Raw genomic sequence first — 20367 nt, 5'->3', positions numbered from 1 at the left:
CTCTCGCGCGAGGCTGGCTCTGTCGAGCCGAGGGGCTCGAGCCATGCCGCGCGGGGCGCCGTCCGCTCGCGGATGAAGAATTTCGTGTTCGAGTATCAGGGCCGCCCGGCAGGGGCAAGGCGGCGCCCGGCAAGGGCAAGGCGGCGCCCGGCGCCGGCCCGATGTCGGGCAGGGGTGAAAGGTCCTCAGGCGAAGGGGTTGCGCACCGGCTCGGCCGCCTCCGGCTCTTCGGGCACGGCGTCGGGCAGATCCTCCGCTTCGAGGGTCGTGACCACCGCGTCGAGCAGACTCTTCAGCGCTCTGGCACGCTTCAACCCTGCCCGGTCACGGGTGAGGTCGAGGCTGCCGTGCAGGGCGATGCGCTGCCTGCCGTTCTCGATGGAGAAGCCGGCGAAGGTCTGGACGCCCGCATCCTCCGCGAAGGGACGGAAGTGGAGGGCATCGGCTTTGCGGCGCGGCATCGGGGACTCCTTGGCTCGATCATCGTCCGAATCCGAAAGCCGGTGGCCACCTTTCGGGACGACGCTCTAAAAGATCGCGCGCATCAGCTCGCGCCAGAGCCGGCGCAGGACATCGACGGCCAGTTGCTTGAGGAAGTCGGCGACGGATTCCTGGCCGCCGCGGGAGAATTCCTGCGGCTCGGGCAGCGCCATCGCCTTGGCCTTGCTCGTCTCGGGCAGCGACGGGAACACGTCGAGCCCTGCCGTCTCCCGCAGGGTCGCGAGCGAGACCGCGCGCCACTCCGCGCCCGCCGCATTCGGTACGAGATAGGCCCCGGCCTCACCGGTGCGCGGATCGTAGATCGCCTTGAACATCTGGGTCGGCACCAGGACCCGCCCCTTGATCGCCCCGACCGAGCGGCCTTCGAAGACCGGGCCGGTCACGACGAAGATCTCGCCGCGCTCGGCGGCCAGCCGGCGCACGCTCTCCTCGATCGCCGCCCACAGGCCGCGGTTCACCGCCCGGTTCTGGGGCACGATGTTGGCGAGGCTGAAGGATTCGGCCTGGGCCACCGCGCTCGGCATGTCGCCGGCCGGCGCGAGATGGCCGCGGTCGTAGCCGCTGCGGACATAGTCGGCCAGGCTCGCGCGGTCGTCCTCGGGCAGCCGGTCCTCGTCGTGGAAGGCGTCGGCGCGCTCGACCCGCCGGGCGGCGGACACGCTCCGGCGCGTCAGGCGCTCGGCGGCGTAGAGCGGCGTGCGCGAGACGCCCGAATGGAGCACGGCGAAGGCCTCGAAGCAGAGCGGGACGGCTCTGTCGGCCAGTTTCGGGTTGGTGAGCGTCGGCGCCCGGCCGTCCGCGAACAGGGTGGGGCAAGCCGGCGCCTCCGGCAGGGCCTGGGACAAAGCCGCGTGCGAGACGACGACAAGGAGAAGAGCCGGAACGAGCGGACGCAGTGCCATCGCCAGGTTAGTAGCAGACCCGGACGCGGCGGGGGCCGGACGGCGTTTCGCGCCAGCGGAAGCCGCAGGGGCGCCCGAGCGGATCGATCAGCGGACGGATGTCCCGGTCCGGCGGTCCCGGCGGGCGGCGGCAGCGAACGTCGTCGGGGCAGCGCGCCGTGCCGGGGTAGGGCCTGCCGGCATCCGCCGCCCAGGCCGCGCTCCCACCGATCAAGGCGAGCGCCAGCGCGGCCGCGGCCGGTAACGTTGCGGCGATAGGCATCGGGCGGCAGCCTCAGGGATGAGCGGGCGAGATGTTGATCAATGCAGCCTTCATCCATAATTGAGGGCGCGTCACGCGTGAAATCGTGAGGCTGCCTTAACTCTGAAGGCAGACGAAGCAGCCGAATCGTCTGAAAGACGCGCCGCTGTTGCAGCAAGATCATGGTATCCCATGATCGGTTTGCGCTAGAATGATCGTTCATATGTCCCGGGAGAGCGGTTTCCGGGGGCGGGCGAGATCCGAAGGCAGGCCGCGTTCGAGGATTCGGGCGTGCGGCCCTGCAAGAGCCGCCTGCCGACGGGAACGCATTGAGAGACGGGTGAAGGCTTTGGCACTAGCGGACACGACGATCCTTGAGGGTCTTGAGACGCCGGATCGTCTCCGGCTTCTGCCGGAGAGCGAGCTTCGGCGGGTGGCCGACGCGGTGCGCGCCGAGATGATCGACGCCGTGTCGATCACCGGCGGCCATCTCGGTTCGGGGCTGGGCGTGGTCGAGCTGACGGTGGCGCTCCACCACGTCTTCGACACCCCCGACGACCGCATCGTCTGGGACGTCGGCCACCAGTGCTACCCGCACAAGATCCTCACCGGCCGCCGCGACCGCATCCGCACGCTGCGCCAGGGCGGCGGCCTGTCCGGCTTCACCAAGCGTTCGGAGAGCGAGTACGACCCCTTCGGCGCGGCGCATTCCTCCACCTCGATCTCCGCCGCGCTCGGCATGGCCGTGGCGCGCGACCTCGACGAGGCGAACGCCAAGGCTGCGGGTGGCCCGGCTCTGAGGCGCCGCAACATGATCGCGGTGATCGGCGACGGCTCGATGTCGGCGGGCATGGCCTATGAAGCCATGAACAATGCCGGCGCGCTGCACTCGCGCCTGATCGTCATCCTCAACGACAACGACATGTCGATCGCGCCCCCCGTCGGCGCGATGTCGGCCTACCTCGCGCGGCTGGCCTCGGGCGGCACCTACCGGAGCTTGCGCGAGACCGCCAAGCAGCTCGGCAAGCTGCTGCCGAAGGCGCTCTACCAGCGCGCGGCGGCGGCCGAGGAATATGCTCGCTCGCTGATCGTCGGCGGCGGCACGATGTTCGAGGAGATGGGCTTCCATTATGTCGGCCCGGTCGATGGGCACAACCTCGACCACCTGCTCCCCGTCCTGAAGAACGTGCGCGACTCGGACCAGGGCCCGATCCTGCTCCACGTCGTCACCCAGAAGGGCAAGGGCTACGCGCCGGCGGAAGCATCCGCCGACCGCTACCACGGCGTGGTGAAGTTCGACGTGGTCTCGGGCGTGCAGGCCAAGGCCAAGGCCAACGCCCCGGCCTATACCCGCGTGTTCGGCGAGAGCCTGATCAAGGCGGCCGATGCCGACCCGAAGGTGGTGGCGATCACCGCCGCCATGCCCGGCGGCACCGGCATCGACCTGTTCGGCAAGGCGCATCCCGACCGGACCTTCGACGTCGGCATCGCCGAGCAGCATGCGGTGACGTTTGCCGGCGGTCTGGCGACGGAAGGCTACAAGCCGTTCGTGGCGATCTACTCGACCTTCCTGCAGCGGGCCTACGATCAGGTCGTGCACGATGTGGCGCTGCAGAACCTTCCGGTGCGGTTCTGCCTCGACCGGGCCGGTCTGGTCGGTGCCGACGGCGCGACCCATGCGGGCGCGTTCGATCTGGCCTATCTCTGCTGCCTGCCGAACATGACGGTGATGGCCGCCGCCGACGAGGCGGAACTGGTGCACATGGTGGCGACCTGCCACGCGCATGATTCGGGCCCGATCGCGCTGCGCTATCCGCGCGGCGAGGGGGTCGGCATCGAGCTGCCGGAGAAGGGCGAGCCGCTGGCGATCGGCCGGGGCCGTGTGGTGCGGCGTCCGGAGGGCGCGCGGGTCGCGCTTCTCTCGCTCGGCACGCGCCTGTCGGAGGCCTTGAAGGCGGCCGACGCGCTGGAGGCCGAGGGTGTCGCGGCGACGGTGGCGGATGCGCGCTTTGCCAAGCCGCTGGACGCGGAGCTGATCGTCGATCTGGCGATGAGCCACGAGGTTCTGGTGACGGTGGAGGAAGGCTCGGTCGGCGGCTTCGGGGCGATGGTGCTGCACCTGCTGGCCGAGCGCGGCGTGCTCGACACGGGCCGGGTCCGGGTCCGCACGCTGACGCTGCCGGACAGCTACCAGGACCACGACAAGCCGGAGAAGATGTACGCCGAGGCCGGTCTCGACGCCGACGGCATCCTCAAGGCCGTCCGCGCCGCCCTGCCGGAGCAGAAGAAGGGCAGCCGGACCGGGCGCCTGCGTCTGGCCTGATTGCCAGGAAGCGTCGACGGCCGAGAGAGGCGCGGTGCTTGCCGCACCGCGTCATCAGTGAGACAAGCGCCGCGCCGTCCGGCCCAGAATCGGGTGCGTCGACGGAGCGGCGCTTCCGCTCGCCTGCTGGTCCCATGACCGGTGGACGAGGCCACCCGTGGATCACGCGAGCACGATGACTGAGCCGACCCAAAGCGGCCCGTTCCCGGCGGGGCCGGTGCTGATCACCGGTGCCAGCGGCTTCCTGGGCGCTGCCCTGGTCGATGTTTTTCGCGCGGCCGGCTTCACGGTGCGCATTACCGTACGCGCCTCCTCGCCGCGCACGAATCTCACGTGGCCCGATGTCGAGATCGTCGAGGCCGACATGCGCGACCGCGCGGCGGTGGCCTCGGCCATGCGCGGCCAGCGCTACCTCGTCCACGCGGCGGCCGATTACCGGCTCTGGGCGCCGGACATGGAGGAGATCGTCCGCACCAATCGCGACGGCACCCGCATCCTGATGGAGGAAGCGCTGAAGGCCGGCGTCGAGCAGATCGTCTACACGTCGAGCGTCGCGACCATCAAACCGCACGACGACGGCACCCCCGCCGACGAGACCCGGCCGCTGACGCCGGAGACCGCCATCGGCGCCTACAAGCGCAGCAAGGTCGTGGCCGAGCGCGTGGTGGACGAGATGGTAGCCCGTGACGGCCTGCCCGCCGTCATCGTGAACCCATCGACGCCGATCGGACCGCGCGACGTGAAACCGACGCCGACGGGCCGAATCATCCTCGATGCAGCGCAGGGCAAGATTCCGGCCTTCGTCGATACCGGCCTCAATCTCGCCCATGTCGACGACGTCGCCGCCGGCCATCTCCTGGCCCTGCGCAAGGGCCGGATCGGCGAGCACTACATCCTCGGCGGCGAGGACGTGATGCTGGCGCAGATGCTCGCCGACATCGCGAAAATCGTCGGCCGTAAGGCGCCGACGACGCGCCTGCCCTACGCGGTGATCTACCCGATCGCGTTTATCTCCGAGCAGATCGCGCGGGTGACCGGCAAGGCGCCGCTCGCCACCATCGACGGCGTACGCATGTCGAAGTACCGGATGTTCTTCTCCGACGCCAAGGCACGGGCGGAACTGGGCTATTCCGCGCGGCCCTATCGCCGGGGCCTGGAGGATGCCATCGCGTGGTTCGCCCGAGCGGGGTACATGAAATGAGCGCCGCGCTTCAGACCGCCACCGACGCCCGCACCGGCAAGGGCCAGCACGACGAGAACTTTCCCGTCGCCTCGCACCTGATCCATCCGCGCAACCGCGGCGCGATCCTGGCTTTCTACAACTACGTGCGTGCCGGCGACGACGTCGCCGACCACACAGGCCTGAGCCCCGAGCGCAAGATCGAGCTGCTCGATGCGCTCGCTGACGCGCTCACCGGCAAGGGCGGCTCCGACCCCACGGTCGAACCGCTCAAGCGGGAGCTGGCAGCCCACCGCCAGCCGCCGACCCACGCGCTCGAACTGCTCGACGCCTTCCGCATGGATGCGCGCAAGTCGCGCTACGCGCATTGGGACGAGCTGATCCACTATTGCCGCTACTCGGCGATGCCCGTCGGGCGCTTCCTGCTCGACGTGCACGGCGAGGATCCGGCGCGGGTCTACCGGACCTCCGACGCGATCTGTGCCGCGCTTCAGGTGCTCAACCATCTCCAGGATTGCGGTAAGGATTTCCGTGATCTCGACCGGGTCTACATCCCGCTCGACGCCATGGAACGGCACGGCGCTGACGTGTCGATGCTGGGGTTGCCCCAGGCCACGCCGCAGTTGCGCGCGGTCATCCGCGAACTTGCCGAGCGCACGCTTCAACTCTTGGAGGAGGGGGCACCGCTCCCGAATCAGATCAACGACCTGCGCCTCAGCCTGGAGATCGCCGCGATCCATCGTCTCGCCGTCGTCCTGACGAAGGGGCTGCTGACCCGCGATCCGCTCTCGGAAAAAGTCCATCACGGCAAGGCCGCCTTCGCGCTCACCGCGCTCGGCGGCATCGCCGCCACGCTGGTGCGCCGCCCGTTCCGTGCGCGCCGTCCCGCCCCCGCCGGAGCCGGCCGATGAGCGCCACCGCCAGCCCGATGACGGGCGAGACCCCGGAAGCCCCCGCCCTGCCGGCCGCCGGCTCGTCCTTCTATACGGCGATGCGCCTGCTGCCGAAGGAGCGGCGCGAGGCGATGTACGCCGTCTATGCCTTCTGCCGGGTCGTGGACGATGTCGCCGACGACGGCGGCCCGCGCGAGGTCCGCGCGACTGAGCTCGACCGCTGGCGTGCCGATATCGATGCGCTCTTTGCCGGCAACCCGCCGCCGCGGGTGAAGCCGCTCGAAGAGCCGATGCGCCGCTTCGACCTCAAGCGCGAGGACTTCCAGGCGGTCATCGACGGCATGGCGATGGACGCGGAGGAGGACATCGTCGCCCCCTCGGAGGCCAAGCTCGATCTGTATTGCGATCGGGTGGCGAGCGCCGTCGGTCGGCTCTCGGTGCGCATCTTCGGCATGCCCGAGGAAGCCGGCATCCGGCTCGCGTGGCACCAGGGCCGGGCGCTGCAGCTCACCAACATCCTGCGCGACATCGACGAGGATGCCGAGCGCGGGCGCCTCTACCTGCCGATGGAGAGATTTCACAAGATCGGGCTGATGAACCCGACCCCGCAGAGCGCCCTGGCGCATCCCCGCCTCGGCGAGGTCTGCGCGGCGGTCGCCGCGGAAGCGCAAGAGCATTACCGCCAGACCTGGGCGATCATCGAGCGCAGTCCGCGGCAGGCCACCAAGGCGGCCCGCCTGATGGCGGCGGCCTACCGGCTCTACCTCGACGCCGTGGTGAAGCGCGGCTGGGCGGCCCCGCGGGCGCGGGTGAAGCCGGGCAAGCTCCCCCTTCTCCTCGTCGCGCTGCGCCACGGAATTCTGTAATGACGGGTACGGTTCACGTGGTCGGCGCCGGGCTCGCCGGCCTCTCGGCGGCGGCTTCGCTGGCGGAGGCGGGCAACCGCGTGGTGCTGCACGAGGCGGCCAAGCAGGCGGGGGGGCGCTGCCGCTCCTACTACGACCCCTCGCTCGGGCTGACCATCGACAACGGCAACCACCTGCTCCTGTCGGGCAACCGCTCGTCCCTTGACTTCATGCGCCTCATTGGCGCGCCGTCTAACGCCCTGACCGGACCCGACGAGGCGGTCTTCGACTTCGCCGACATTCGCACCGGCGAGCGCTGGGCCCTGCGCCCGAACGAGGGCCGCCTGCCGTGGTGGGTTCTGCGGGCCGGCCGGCGCGTTCCGGGCACTCGCGCGCGCGACTATCTCGCGCCGGTCTCCCTGATGATGGCGGCCTCCGGCAACAAGCCGGGCCAGAGCGGCACGATCGGCGAGAAGATGTCCTGCGAGGGGTCGCTCTACGAGCGGCTCTGGCACCCGGTCCTGCTCGCCGCGCTCAACACCGATCCGCGCGAGAGCGATGTCGGGCTCGCTGCCACCATCCTGCGCGAGACCCTGGGCGCCGGCGGGCGGGCCTGCCGCCCGCTGATCGCGGTCGAGGGCCTGTCCGCAGCCTTCGTCGATCCGGCCCTGCGCTACCTCGAAAGCCGCGGTGCCGAGATCCGCTACGGCCGGCGCCTGCGGGCGCTGACTCTCGGGCAGGGCCGCATCGAGCGCCTGGATTTCACCGACGAGCCGACGGTGATCGATCCCGACGACGCCGTGGTCATGGCCCTGCCGCCGTGGGTGGCGAGCGAACTCCTGCCCGGCACGCCCGCGCCGCAGGAGTTCCGCTCGATCGTCAACGCGCATTTCGCCGTGCGCCCGCCCGAGGGCGCTCCGCTGATGCTCGGCGTCGTCGGCGGCCTGACCGAGTGGCTGTTCGCCTATCCGGACCGATTCTCGGTCACCATCAGTGGTGCCGACCGCCTGCTGGAGGACGGCCGCGAGGATCTCGCCCGCCGGATCTGGGCCGAGATCGCGAAGCTCAACGGTCTTGCACGGGATTTGCCTAGCTGGCAGATCGTCAAGGAAAAGCGGGCGACCTTCGCGGCGACGCCCGCGGAGGCCGCGCGCCGCCCCGGCGCGGCGACCCGCTACCGGAATCTGGTTCTCGCCGGTGATTGGACGGAGACGGGGCTGCCCTCGACCATCGAGGGGGCGATCCGATCCGGCACAAATGCCGCGCAAGCCCTGTTCCGCACCGGGATGTGCGGACGGGCACAGGCACAGGGAGTCGCTTGAAGGATATGACGCAGGCATCGAGACAGTCGAGCGAGGCGAGAACGATGCGTGAGGCGGCCGTAAGCAAGGTCGAGACGCTGCAGCGTCCCAAGACCCGCGACGTCTCCCTCGACGACGTGGAGCGTGGCGTCCAGAACGCCACCCGCGCGCTCACCGAGATGACGCAGGCGGACGGCCACATCTGCTTCGAACTCGAGGCGGATGCGACCATCCCCTCCGAGTACATCCTGTTCCACCAGTTCCGCGGGACCGAGCCGCGGCCGGGGCTGGAAGCCAAGATCGGCAACTACCTGCGCCGCACGCAGTCGAAGGTGCATGGCGGCTGGGCGCTGGTGCATGACGGCCCGTTCGACATGAGCGCGTCGGTGAAGGCCTACTTCGCCCTCAAGATGATCGGCGACGACATCGAGGCGCCGCACATGCGCGCCGTGCGCAAGGCGATCCTCCAGCGCGGCGGCGCGGCCAACGCCAACGTCTTCACCCGCATCCTGCTCGCCCTCTACGGCGAGGTGCCGTGGGCGGCGGTGCCGGTGATGCCGGTGGAGGTGATGCACCTGCCGAAGTGGTTCCCGTTCCACCTCGACAAGGTGTCCTACTGGGCCCGCTGCACCATGGTGCCGTTGTTCGTGATCCAGGCCAAGAAGCCGCGGGCCCAGAACCCGCGCGGCGTCGGCGTGGCCGAACTGTTCGTGACGCCGCCCGATTCGGTGCGGACCTGGCCGGGCTCGCCCCACGCCACCTGGCCGTGGACGCCGATCTTCGGCGCGATCGACCGCGTGCTGCAGCAGACGCAGGACAAGTTCCCCAAGGGCTTCCGCCAGCGCGCCATCGACAAGGCGGTCGCCTGGACCAGCGAGCGGCTGAACGGCGAGGACGGCCTCGGCGCCATCTTCCCGGCGATGGTCAACTCGGTGCTGATGTACGAGGTGCTGGGCTATCCGCCCGACCACCCGCAGGTGAAGATCGCGCTGGAAGCCATCGAGAAGCTCGTCGCCGAGAAGGACGACGAGGCCTACGTTCAGCCCTGCCTCTCCCCGGTCTGGGACACGGCGCTGAACAGCCACGCCATGCTGGAGGCCGGCGGCCATCAGGCGGAGTCCAATGCCCGCGCCGGCCTCGATTGGCTGAAGCCGCTCCAGATCCTCGACATCAAGGGCGATTGGGCCGAGACCAAGCCGAACGTGCGCCCCGGCGGCTGGGCCTTCCAGTACGCCAACCCGCACTATCCCGACCTCGACGACACCGCCGTCGTGGTGATGGCGATGGACCGCGCCCAGCGCCAGCACGGGCTGGTGAGCGGCATGCCGGACTACGCGACCTCCATCGCCCGCGCCCGCGAGTGGGTCGAGGGGCTTCAAAGCGCCGATGGCGGCTGGGCGGCGTTCGATGCCGACAACAACCACCACTACCTCAACCACATCCCGTTTTCGGATCACGGCGCGCTGCTCGATCCGCCGACCGCGGACGTGACCGCCCGCGTCGTCTCGATGCTGTCGCAGCTCGGCGAGACCCGCCAGACCAGCCGGGCGCTCGACCGCGGCGTGACCTACCTGCTCAACGACCAGGAGAAGGACGGGAGCTGGTACGGCCGCTGGGGCATGAACTTCATCTACGGCACGTGGTCGGTGCTGTGCGCGCTCAACGCCGCCGGTGTCGATCCGCAATCGCCGGAGATCCGCAAGGCGGTGGCGTGGCTCATCCGCATCCAGAACCCGGATGGCGGCTGGGGCGAGGACGCTTCCTCCTACAAGCTCAATCCCGAATTCGAGCCGGGCTACTCGACCGCTTCGCAGACGGCCTGGGCGCTGCTTGCTCTCATGGCGGCGGGCGAGGTGGACGATCCGGCGGTCGCCCGCGGCGTCAACTACCTCGTCCGCACGCAAGGACAGGACGGGCTGTGGAGCGAGGAGCGCTACACCGCCACCGGCTTCCCGCGGGTGTTCTACCTGCGCTACCACGGCTACCCGAAGTTCTTCCCGCTCTGGGCGATGGCCCGCTTCCGTAACCTGAAGCGGGGCAACAGCCGGCAGGTGCAGTTCGGGATGTAATTCTTTCGGGGATTTCCCGAAGACGAACCGGAGTAGGGGCGGCGCGGGGCGATCCTGCGCCGTTTTCGTTTGCGCCGGGTCCGGCCGCCGGGCGGCCCGACCCTCCTCGACACGAGCCCGCGAGACGACCGTTGATTCCCTGGGAGCACCTCGACACCGCCGCGATCCCCGGTGAGGCCGGCACGTTGCGCCTGATGCGCCGCGGCACCGAATTCTCGATTCAACTCGACCGTAACGAGCTGATGAACAGCCGCCTCAGCGGCTCCGAGGAAGCGCTGGCGCGGCTCTCGGCCGAGCGCATCGCCGGCGTGACGACGCCGCGGGTGCTGATCGGCGGCTACGGGATGGGTTTCACGCTCCGCGCCGCGCTGAGCCTGCTACCGGCAACGGCACAGGTGACCGTCGCCGAGATCGTCCCTGCGGTACTGGCCTGGGCGCGTGGTCCGATGGCGGAGATGACCGGCGGCTGCCTGGATGACCCGCGGGTCTCGATCCAAGAGGCCGACGTCGCGGCGGTGATCCGCGCGCGGCCCGGCGTCTGGGACGCGATCCTGCTCGATGTCGATAACGGCCCCGACGGCCTCACCCGCAGCGCCAACGACCGCCTCTACGACGCCGGCGGCCTCGGTGCCGTGCGCGCGGCTTTGCGCCCCCGCGGGGTGCTCGCGGTTTGGTCGGCGCATCCCGATGCCGCTTTCAGCCGGCGGCTCGGACAGGCGGGGTTTTCGGTCGAGGAGGTCGGCACGAGGGCGCGCGGCAAGCGCGGGGCCCGGCACGTGATCTGGCTGGCGGGGCGCTGACCCTCAGAGCGATCCCGGTCGCAACCCCATCCTGAGGTGCCCGCTTCGCGACTGCACCTTAGGATGAGGGGATGGATGGGATATGCGGGTGGCTCACGCCCCCCGGCGCGCCATCAACTGCTCGATCAGCGTGGCACCGGTCTCGAGCGCGGCCAGCTCCTCCACAATCGTCGCGACCGTCTGCGCGATCTGCTCCGGCGTGTGCTCGGAGGTCATGAAGAAGCGCAGGCGGGAGGAGCGTTCCGGCACTGCCGGATGGATGATCGGCTGCACGTTGATCCCGCGCTTGAACAGCCGGTCGGACAGCGTCACGGCTTTCAGCGAATCACCGATGATGATCGGGATCACCGCCAGCCCGAGGCTCGTGCCGGTGTTGAGGCCGTGCTTCTTGGCCAGCGCCAGGAACTGGTTGCCGTTGCGGCGAAGGCGCTCCACCCGCTCGGGCTCGGCCTGCATCACCGAGAGCGCGGCCTCGGCCGCGGCGGCGAGCGGTGGCGACATGCCGACGCTGTAGACGAAGCCGCCCGCGGTGCATTTCAGGTACTCGACCAGCACGGACGGGCCGCAGATGTAGCCGCCGCAGGAGGACAGCGTCTTCGAGAGCGTGCCCATCCAGATATCGACGTCGCCGGCATCGACCCCGCAATGCTCGTGCAGGCCGGCGCCGGTGCGACCCAGCACGCCGAGCCCGTGGGCGTCATCCACCATCAGCCAGCAATCGTAGCGGCGCTTCAGCTCGACGAAGGCGGCCAGATCCGGCGCATCGCCGTCCATGCTGTAGAGGCCCTCGATCACGATCAGCGCGCGGCGGTGCTCGTGGCGCGTCGCCTCGAGCAGCTTCTCGAGCGCGGCCGGATCGTTATGGGCAAAGGAGCGGCGCTGGGCACCGGAGAGCTGCGCGCCGGTCACCACGCTGTTGTGGATCAGCGCGTCGTGGAAGATCACGTCCGGCGCTTCCAGGATCGCGCCGATGGCGGTGACGTTGGTGGCGTGCCCGCTCACCAGCACCACGCAGGCCTCCGTGCCGTAATGGGCGGCCAGCGCCTGCTCCAGCTTGAGGTGGCCGGGCCGCTCGCCCGCCACGATCCGGCTCGCCGAAGCCGAGGTGCCGAAGGCCTCGATCGCCTTGCGCGCCGCACCGCTCACCGCCGGGTGGCCGTTGAGGCCGAGATAGTCGTAGGACGAGTAGTTCGAGAAGCTCTGGCCCTCGATGCGCGTGTTGGCGCCCGCACGGGTCTCGTGCACCCGGAAGAACGGGTTGCAGAGGCCGATCAGGTCGGCGGCCGAGCGCTGCAGGCGCAGCTCCCGGTAGCCGGTCAGCTTCTCGAAATCCTGCGGTGAGTCATTGGCCGGCGCCTTGGTCTCGGCGAGGGCGGGGGAGGGCCGGGCATTGGCGCGGCCGAGCCGGTTGGTGACGAAGCTCGCGAGCGCGGCCCGGCCGTCCTGCGGGCGTGACGGCTGGGTCATGGCAAGATCTCTTTGATGTCCGAGACGTTCTTCTCGACGAGTTCGTTGAACGGCACGAGCGTGGCGGCATCGAGATCGCCGACATGCTTGGTGGCGAGACTCAAGGTCACGCCCGCCGCCTCGTCCACCGGCGTCGCCACCGCCTGGATCAGGGTTTCGGTCAGCTCGTTGACGGTCAGTCCCGAGGAGATGCCGGCCGGCGGCGCATCGAGGGCGAAGCGCTCCTGAAGGCTCGCCCCCAGCTCGACGCCCATCAGCGAATCGAGGCCGATCTCGGAGAGCTGGCGCACGCGGCTGATGTCGTCCTTCGGCAGGCGCAGGATGCGGGCGATGTCCTCGACGATAGCGTCGGAGACGGTCTTGCGGACCGAATCGATGTCCGTGGACCGCAGCAGCGCGCCGATGTTGATGGCGGCCACCGTGCCGGACTCGGCCTGCTGGTCGCCGCCGAGGCTGGCATAGCTCGGCGAGCGCAGGGTGGCGAGGCGTTCGCGCGCCTTGCCCCAGTGCATCGCGGCAATCGCGATCACGCCCTCGTCGCTCGCCTTGCCCTGACTCTCCAACGCCTCGGCCATCAGGTCGAGGCAGAGGCGGGCATCCATCGGCGTCACGCCGACGCGGGACGCCAGCGTCTCCATCACCGCCTTGTTGCGGGCGAGCACGCCGACATCGCCGATGGCACCCCAGGCGACCGCGAGCGCGGGCAGACCGAGGCGGCGGCGCTGGCGGGCGACGCCCTCCATGAAGCCGTTGGCGGCGACATAGGAGCCCTGCCCGGGATTGCCGATGAAGGTTGTGGCCGAGGAGAACAGCACGAAGTAGTCGAGCTTTCGCCCGCGGGTGGCGGCGTCGAGATGGCCTGCGCCGATCACCTTCGGCGCGATCACCGCCTCCAGGGTCTCCGGCTCGATCGCCGAGATCAGGCCGTCCTGCAGCACCATGGCGCCGTGGATCACGCCCGCGAGTTTTTCGCCCCGGGCCTCGATGCCCTCGATCAGCGCCTCGACCGCACGGCGGCTGGTGATGTTGCAGGCCTTGGTCTCGACCCGCACGCCTTGCGCGGCGAGTTCGGCGACGACCGCGCGACCCTCCTCGTTCGGCTTGCCGGAGCGGCCGACGAGGACGATGCGCTTGGCGCCCCGATCGGCGAGCCAGCGCGCCGCCTCGATGCCGAAGCCGCCGAGGCCGCCGGTCACGAGGTGGACGCCCTCGGCGCTCACCGTGAAGGCGTTGCGCTGGACCCGCGCCACGGAGCCGGGCGCCGGCGGCGTCACGACGATCTTACCGACATGCCCCGATTGCTGCATCAGCCGGAAGGCGTCCGAGGTCTCGTCTGCGGCGAACGGCTGGTAGGGCAGCGGGCGCAGGCCCCCTTCGGCGAACAGCGCCATCACCTCGCGGAACATCCGCGCGCCGTCCTCGCCCTGGTGCTGGAGCACCTGATCGAGATCGACACCGAAGTAGGAGAGGTTCCGGCGGAACGGCCGCAGACCGATATGGGTGTTGGCGACGTAGTCGCGCTTGCCCAGTTCGACGAAGCGCCCGAACGGCCGCAGGCAATTCAGCGAGCGCTCCATCATCTCGCCGAACAGCGAGTTGAGCACGACGTCGACGCCGTCGCCGGTGATGCGGCGGACGTCGTCCACGAAGGCGAGCGAGCGTGAATCGAGCACGTGCTCGGCGCCGAGCGCGGCCACCAGCGCGCGCTTCTCCCGCGAGCCGGCGGTGGCGATGACCCGCGCGCCCTTCCACTTGGCGATCTGGAGCGCGGCCAGCCCCACGCCGCCCGCGCCGCCATGGACGAGCAGCCACTCGCCCTTGCGCAGGCGGGCGCAGGTGCAGAGCGCGTAGTAGGCGGTGAGGAACGCGACCGGCACGGTCGCGGCGGCGGCCGGATCGAGCCCGGCCGGCATCGGCGCGACGACCATCTCGGGCACCACCACGTGGGTGGCAAAGCCCGACTGGGCGAAGGCGACGACGGAATCGCCGACAGTGAAATCCACCACGCCGGGGCCGATCGCGGTCACTTGTCCGGAGACTTCGAGGCCCAGGCGCGGGCCGGCAAAGCCGTCCTCCAGGATCTCCTCCGGGAGCATGGAGAGCGCCCAGAGCACGTCGCGGAAGTTGAGGCCGGTGGCGGCTACCGCGATCTCGACCTCGCCGGGACCGGGGGCGGCGCGCTCGGCCGGGCCCCAGACCATCTCGTTGAGGCCGCCGGTGTTGGAACGCTCCAGCCGGGCGGCGGGCGCCGCCGCGCCGGCCGTGTTCGCGGCGCGGCCGGGGTGGAAGCGCACGACGCGGGTGGCGTCGGCATCGAGCACGATCTCGGTCTCGTCGGTGCCCGACAGGATCAGGGCGCGCAGCCGCTCGGCGGCGTCCTTCGAGGACAGGGTCGGCGCGAGGTCGATCCGGCGCACGTCGAGGGTGGCGGTTTCGTTGGCGAGCGTCCGGCTGAAGGCCCAGACGCCGGCCTCGACTGCCGCCGCCTCGCCGCCCGCGTCGCGGGTGGCGCCGGGGGCGACCACCCACAGCCGGGTCTGGCGGCTGCCGAGATGCTCGGCGCAGCGCTTCAGGCTGAGGCAGCGGTCGCGCAGCCTTGTTGCCGCCGCGCCCTCGCCGGCGAAGGCACCGGCCAGGAACACCACGGTGTCCGGGGTCTCGCGTTCGAGTTCCCGCAGCGACTGCTCGGAATCGAGGATGATCGAGACGTGGACGCCGCTCGCCACCAGCAGGGTCGCCAGTGACGAGGCGGTCTCCGCGCCGAACTCGTCATGGGAGCCGACGACGAAGGCGAAGCTCTGGCCGTGGCCGACCGCCGAGCGCGTCGGGGCTTCGGCGACGAGAAGCAGGTCGTCGCCGTTGGCCGACGCCGCGCGCTCTGCAGAAACCCGCACGAGGCCCGACGCGCTGAGGCGGCGCTGCCAGCCGGTCACGTCGTCGAGGCGCGAGAGCGGCATGCCGCCGACGGCCTCCTCGAACCAGTCCGGCGCGAGGCCGAAGACGAGGTCGCGGAACAGCGAGGCGCCGGGCTCGACCGCGACGAGCAATCCGCCCGAGGCGAGCGCAGTGGCGAGCTGTCCCGGCAGGGCCTTGTCGGCACGGTGCAGCACGTCGCTCGCCAGAACGAGGTCGAAGGCGGCGGCCGGTAGAGCGTCGATATCTTCGATCACCTCGACCGCGCTCGGCAGGGCGAGGCGGGCGCGCTCGGCGAGGCGCCGGTCGGTGTCCAGCACGGTCAGCCGGGCATCCGCCTCGCGGGCGAGCGCGGCGGCGCGGGCCGAGAGCGGGCCGAAGCCGACCTGAAGGATGCGCAGCGCCCGGTCCGACGGCAGGCGTCCGCGGGCCTCGGCGACGATCCGCGCCACCACGTCGGCGGCGGCGCGGGCCGTGGCGCCGCGCAGGTGGAAGGCGTCGAGAGCCGCCGGGGGCAGGCTGGCGGAGGCCGGCGCATCACCCGCCACGATCCGCCCGACCAGGGCGGTGGTGTCGGCGAGCAGCACCAGTTCGGCGGCCAGCTCCGGATGGTCGGCCGCGATCCAGCGCATGGTCTCTTCGGGCGCGGGAAGGGACACGTCGCGGCGCAGGCGCCAGACGCCCTTCTCGAGGCTCGCAAGGCCGCTGCTCTCCAGGGCGTAGAGGGCGTTGGTCGCCCAAGCGTGCAGCGCCGCGGGCAGGCGGCGGTCGAGGGTCACCTTGCCCTTCTCGGAGAGGCCGTCGGCGAGGCGGTAGGCGAGTGCCGTCGCCCAGCCCTCCAGCAGCAGGTGGCCCGGCCCGAGATCGGCCGTGTCCGGCGCGGTCGCGGCGGCGAGGCTCGGGCGCAGGCGCTCGGCCACGCTCGGGCGCCGTTCCAGCGGCAGGGCGGTCGGCTCGGTGGCGCGCTCGACCCCCTGCGTGATGGCGTAGGCGTCGAGGTCGCTGCCGTTGCGGGCACGCAGGGCCTGGAACCGGCCCTCGCGGATCGTCGCGATCACCTCGCCCTCGGCGTCGGTGAGGGTGAAATCGGCCAGGATCGAGCGCTCGTTGCAGCGCCGGGTGCGGATTTCGGCGCGGGCGATCGCGGCGCCGGGGCGCAGCAGGCGCACCTCGCCGAAGCGCACCGGCACGTAGGCCTTGGTGGCGCCTTCGCCCATTAGCTCGGCGAAGAGCAGGATCAGGCCGTGGAAGCAGGAATCGAGGCGCGCAGGCACGAGGCCGTAGCGGTCGTCGGCCTCGGCCGGGATCAGTTCGGAAACGATGGTGGTCTCGTCGATCCGAGCGGATGCAGCCACCTGGCGAAAATTCTCGCCGAAGCCGAGGCCGGAGGCGAGCGCCCGGCGGTAGAGCCCTTCCCCGGAAATCGCGTGCTCGGCGGGAACCGCGAGATCGCGGCGGGCGGGCACGGGGAAGTCGCCCTCGATGATCTTGGCCGAGGCGTGGAGCTGCCACGGCGTCGGGGTCAGGCGGGGGCGGCTGAGGATCTGGATCTGGTTGCCGGAGCCCGACAGGCGCACCAGCACCTCGCGCAGCGAATCCTCGGCGAAGACCATCGGCGAAAGGATCTCGACGTCGGAGAGCGTCACGGCGTCCGTGCGCAACGCCTGCCGGGCGACATGCAGCGCCATTTCGACGAAGGCGGCGCCGGGCAGGATCACCTGACCGTCGATGCGGTGGTCGTCGAGTTCGGGCACGAGCGCCGCGTCGAGATGGCCGTGCCATTCGAGGCCGTCGGGCGCGAGCCGGTTGCCGGCGAGCGGGTGATAGGGCCGCGGCGCGGCGCCTGCGCCTTCGGTGGTCTCGGCGAGGCGGAACGGGCGGCGCTGCCAGGGATAGAGCGGCAGGGCGACGATTCCGGCCGGATCGGCGCCGAACAGGCGCGCCTCATCGACGGCGGCACCTGCCACCAGCGCGGCGGCGACCGCCTTGGCGATTGGATCGCCCCCGACGGGCTTGCGGTGCATGACGCCGACCGAGGCCACCTCGATGGCGAGCGGTTCGATGGCGTCGCCGATATGCGGCAGCAGGGTCGCGCGCGGGCCGACCTCGACGAAGACGCGGGCGCCCTGGCGGGTCGCCTCCTGCAGCGCCTCGCAGAAGCGCACCGGCTCGCGGATGTTGCGCCACCAGTAGCCGGCGCCGAACTGCGTGCCCGCCAGCACCGTGCCGGTCACGGTCGAGACCATGGCGGTGTGGCCGGCCGACGCCTTCAGTCCGTCGAGGTCGCGCAGCAGCGGACGCTCGGTCGGGTCCATCAGGCGACCGTGGAAGGGGTATTCGAGGTCGAGCTTGCGCCCGCGGCGGCGCTTGCGCGCCAGCGCCTTCATCGCGGCCTCGATATCGGCCTCGGGGCCGGCAACCGTGATCGCCTTGGGGCTGTTATAGGCGGCGATGTCGAGGGTGGGATAGTCGGCGAGGAATGCCTCCATCTCCTCGGCCGGTCCGAGCAGCACGGCCATGGTGCCGAAGCCGCGCGTCGATTCCTGGTGCTTGCTGCGGAAGAAGATCACCCGCACCGCCTGTTCCAGGCTCAGGATGCCGGCGGCCTCGGCCGCGGCGATCTCGCCGACGCTGTGGCCGAGGACATAACGGGGCGCGAGGCCCTTGGCGCGCAGGGCCGCGGTCGAGGCGCTCTGGATCGCGAAGATCAGCGGCTGCGAGACGCGGGTGAGGGAGAGGCGCGCGTCGAGATCCTCGGCGAACATCGCTTCCTTGAGCGACCAGCCGGACAGCTTCTCGAACAGCTTGTCGGTCTGGTCGAAGCGGGCACGGAAGGCCTTGCTCTGCTCGTAGGCCTCGCGGCCCATGCCGACCCACTGGCTGCCGTTGCCGGAATAGACGAAGGCGACCTCGGCCTGGCGCTCGACCGCGGTGCCGACGATGGCAGCATCGCTGTCCTCGCCCTCCGCCAGCGCCCGCAGGGCGGCAGGAACGTCCGTCTCAGGGGTGAGCGGCAGAGCGAGCCGCGTGCCGAGGCGCTCGCGGCGATGGAACGCGGCGGCCGTGACGCGGGCGGCCTCCGTCGGAGCAGCGCCGTCGAAGCGGGCGGCGTAGTCGAGGGCGAGATCGTTCAGGGCCGCGCGGCTCTGGGCGGAGAGCAGCAGGATCTCGGGCGCAGGGCCCGCATCGTTGGCGGCCGCGACCGGGCCTGCGTCGGTCAGCACGACGTGGGCGTTGGTGCCGCCGAAGCCGAACGAGTTCACGCCGGCGAAGCGCTCGGCCTTGGTGCGGGCGAGAGCCAGAGGCGCGCGGTTGACCGCAAGCTTCATCGCCTCGAACGGGATGTCGGGATTCAACTCGGCCGCATGCAGCGAGGGCGGCAGCAGGTCGTGCTCGAGGGCGAGGCTGGCCTTCAGCAGGCCCGCGAGCCCCGAGGTCGGCTCGGTATGGCCGATATTGGTCTTGATCGAGCCGATCGGCAGCGGGGTCTGGCGCGGCTTGCCGAGCTTGCTCCCGATGGCCCCGGCCTCGATCGGATCGCCGACGGGGGTGCCGGTGCCGTGCGCCTCGACGAAGGCGAGTTTGTCGAGGTCGATCTCGGCGTCGCGGTAGACCTGCTCCAGCAGCGCTCCTTGCGCGTGGCCGGAGGGCAGCGAGATGCCGGTGGTGCGCCCGTCCGAGTTGACGCCGCTCGCCGCGATCACGCCGCGCACGGCCCGGCCGCTGCGGGCGGCGGCCTCGGCCGATTGCAGGATCAGGACGACGCCGCCCTCGGCGCGCACATAGCCGTCGGCGCTCGACGAGAACGCCTGGCACAGGCCGGTGCGCGACAGCATCTGCGCGTTGGAGAAGGAGATGAAGTTGAACGGGCTCGCCAGGATGTTGGCACCCGCCACCACGGCGGTGTCGACCTGCCCCGCCTCGATCGCCGCGATCGCCGCGTTGAGCGCGACCAGCGACGACGAGCAGGCGGTGTCGAGGGTGAAGCTCGGGCCCTTCAGGTCGTAGATGTAGGAGATGCGGTTCGAGATGATCGAGAGCGTGTTGCCGGTGGCGGCGTAGGCGTCGCCCGAGGACGGGTCGAGGATGCGCAGGTTGCCGTAATCGAGCGCCGAGGCGCCGACGAACACGCCGATATGGCTGCCGGCCACCGCGGAGGGACGCAGGCCCGCATCCTCGAACGCCTCCCAGGTCAGTTCCAGCAGCATGCGCTGCTGCGGGTCCATCTGCTCGGCCTCGCGCGGCGAGATGCCGAACACGCCCGGATCGAACGACCAGATGTCGTCGAGCACGCCGGCGGCCCAGGTGTAGCTCTTGCCCCGCTCCTGCGCGCGCGGATGCCCGAAGGCCAGCAGCGACCAGCGGTCCTCGGGAATGCGCGAGACGGCGCAGCGCCCCTCCGTCAGGAGCTGCCACAGCCCCTCGACGTTCTGAGCCCCGGGCAGGCGGCAGGCGCGGCCGACGATCGCGATGTTCTTGCGGTTTGTCACGTCGATCCGTTTATGCTCGTGAAGCAGGGACCGGGGGTCCGTCCGGCGAAGGCGTTTCACCCCCACCGCGAATGTCTCTTGAAACCTCGGCTTCACCGTGGCGCCCCGAGAAAAAGCGGCCGACGACCAGAGGTTTTAAGAGGCATCCTTTAATCTGACCGTCAGGACCGTCCAACCCGCTTGGCTGCAACCTCTCCCTTAATCATGAGAGATTGGGAGATTGTGTGGCACGTATTCATCAGTGAATCGTTGACCGCGAAAAATCTGCGAGGTGCCGTGGCCAACAAATATCAGTACGGGCGCCGAGGTAAGTTTAAAAATTGCCATCACTCTGCCGCGCTTGTGGCAAAGATCATGCGAATATTGCAGTGAGCCTTCAATAATCGTTCTCGCACGGCTTGTATGATCGATCCCTTTGGCTACTGCTGGATTGCTGCGCTTG

At 70.3% G+C, this 20367-nt stretch carries 12 protein-coding genes; 7 read left to right on the top strand and 5 right to left on the bottom strand.

The window, feature by feature from the left end:
- Positions 1-185: 185 nt before the first annotated feature.
- The 3 genes from J2W78_RS19310 to J2W78_RS19300 form a co-directional block, all read right to left on the bottom strand.
- Entirely contained in the window at positions 186-461 is a 276-nt protein-coding gene (locus J2W78_RS19310; RefSeq protein WP_253373147.1) for a hypothetical protein, read from the bottom strand.
- 66 nt (positions 462-527) lie between these two features.
- Positions 528-1403, bottom strand: a complete 876-nt coding sequence (locus J2W78_RS19305) for a DNA/RNA non-specific endonuclease (protein WP_253373145.1) — start codon at positions 1401-1403, stop codon at positions 528-530.
- A gap of 7 nt (positions 1404-1410) precedes the next feature.
- Positions 1411-1665: a hypothetical protein gene (locus tag J2W78_RS19300; RefSeq protein ID WP_253373143.1), complete on the bottom strand. Its 255-nt coding sequence runs from the start codon at positions 1663-1665 to the stop codon at positions 1411-1413.
- 328 nt (positions 1666-1993) lie between these two features.
- Between J2W78_RS19300 and dxs the strand changes: the two genes are divergently transcribed.
- The 7 genes from dxs (at position 1994) to J2W78_RS19265 (ending at position 11055) form a co-directional block, all read left to right on the top strand.
- Entirely contained in the window at positions 1994-3967 is a 1974-nt protein-coding gene (gene dxs / locus J2W78_RS19295) for a 1-deoxy-D-xylulose-5-phosphate synthase (protein ID WP_253374090.1), read from the top strand.
- A gap of 175 nt (positions 3968-4142) precedes the next feature.
- On the top strand, positions 4143-5168 hold the full coding sequence (hpnA, locus tag J2W78_RS19290; RefSeq protein ID WP_253373141.1) for a hopanoid-associated sugar epimerase: 1026 nt from the start codon (positions 4143-4145) through the stop codon (positions 5166-5168).
- Positions 5165-6058 carry a squalene synthase HpnC gene (gene hpnC, locus J2W78_RS19285; protein ID WP_253373139.1) on the top strand — a complete coding sequence of 298 codons (894 nt, stop codon included), beginning with the start codon at positions 5165-5167 and terminating at the stop codon, positions 6056-6058. The genes hpnA and hpnC overlap by 4 nt, the downstream gene beginning before the upstream one ends.
- A complete protein-coding gene (gene hpnD, locus J2W78_RS19280) occupies positions 6055-6906 on the top strand; it encodes a presqualene diphosphate synthase HpnD (RefSeq protein WP_253373137.1) in 852 nt (283 codons plus the stop codon). Before hpnC ends, hpnD begins: the two co-directional genes overlap by 4 nt.
- A complete protein-coding gene (gene hpnE, locus J2W78_RS19275; RefSeq protein WP_253373135.1) occupies positions 6906-8207 on the top strand; it encodes a hydroxysqualene dehydroxylase HpnE in 1302 nt (433 codons plus the stop codon). Before hpnD ends, hpnE begins: the two co-directional genes overlap by 1 nt.
- 44 nt (positions 8208-8251) lie before the next feature.
- Positions 8252-10255 (top strand): squalene--hopene cyclase, encoded by a 2004-nt coding sequence (gene shc, locus J2W78_RS19270; protein ID WP_253373133.1) that lies wholly within the window; start codon positions 8252-8254, stop codon positions 10253-10255.
- A 131-nt stretch (positions 10256-10386) separates the two neighbouring features.
- Entirely contained in the window at positions 10387-11055 is a 669-nt protein-coding gene (locus tag J2W78_RS19265; protein ID WP_253373131.1) for a spermidine synthase, read from the top strand.
- A 93-nt stretch (positions 11056-11148) separates the two neighbouring features.
- Here the strand turns inward: J2W78_RS19265 and J2W78_RS19260 are convergent, their stop codons facing one another.
- Positions 11149-12522: an aminotransferase class I/II-fold pyridoxal phosphate-dependent enzyme gene (locus J2W78_RS19260; protein ID WP_253373129.1), complete on the bottom strand. Its 1374-nt coding sequence runs from the start codon at positions 12520-12522 to the stop codon at positions 11149-11151.
- Positions 12519-19925, bottom strand: a complete 7407-nt coding sequence (locus J2W78_RS19255) for a type I polyketide synthase (protein ID WP_253373127.1) — start codon at positions 19923-19925, stop codon at positions 12519-12521. Before J2W78_RS19255 ends, J2W78_RS19260 begins: the two co-directional genes overlap by 4 nt.
- Between the last annotated feature and the right edge of the window lie 442 nt (positions 19926-20367).

This window comes from Methylorubrum extorquens (assembly GCF_024169925.1).
Taxonomy (GTDB): Bacteria; Pseudomonadota; Alphaproteobacteria; order Rhizobiales; family Beijerinckiaceae; genus Methylobacterium; species Methylobacterium extorquens_A.
Note: the sequence above shows the minus strand (reverse complement) of the source record. Positions and strands in the feature narration are given on the sequence as shown.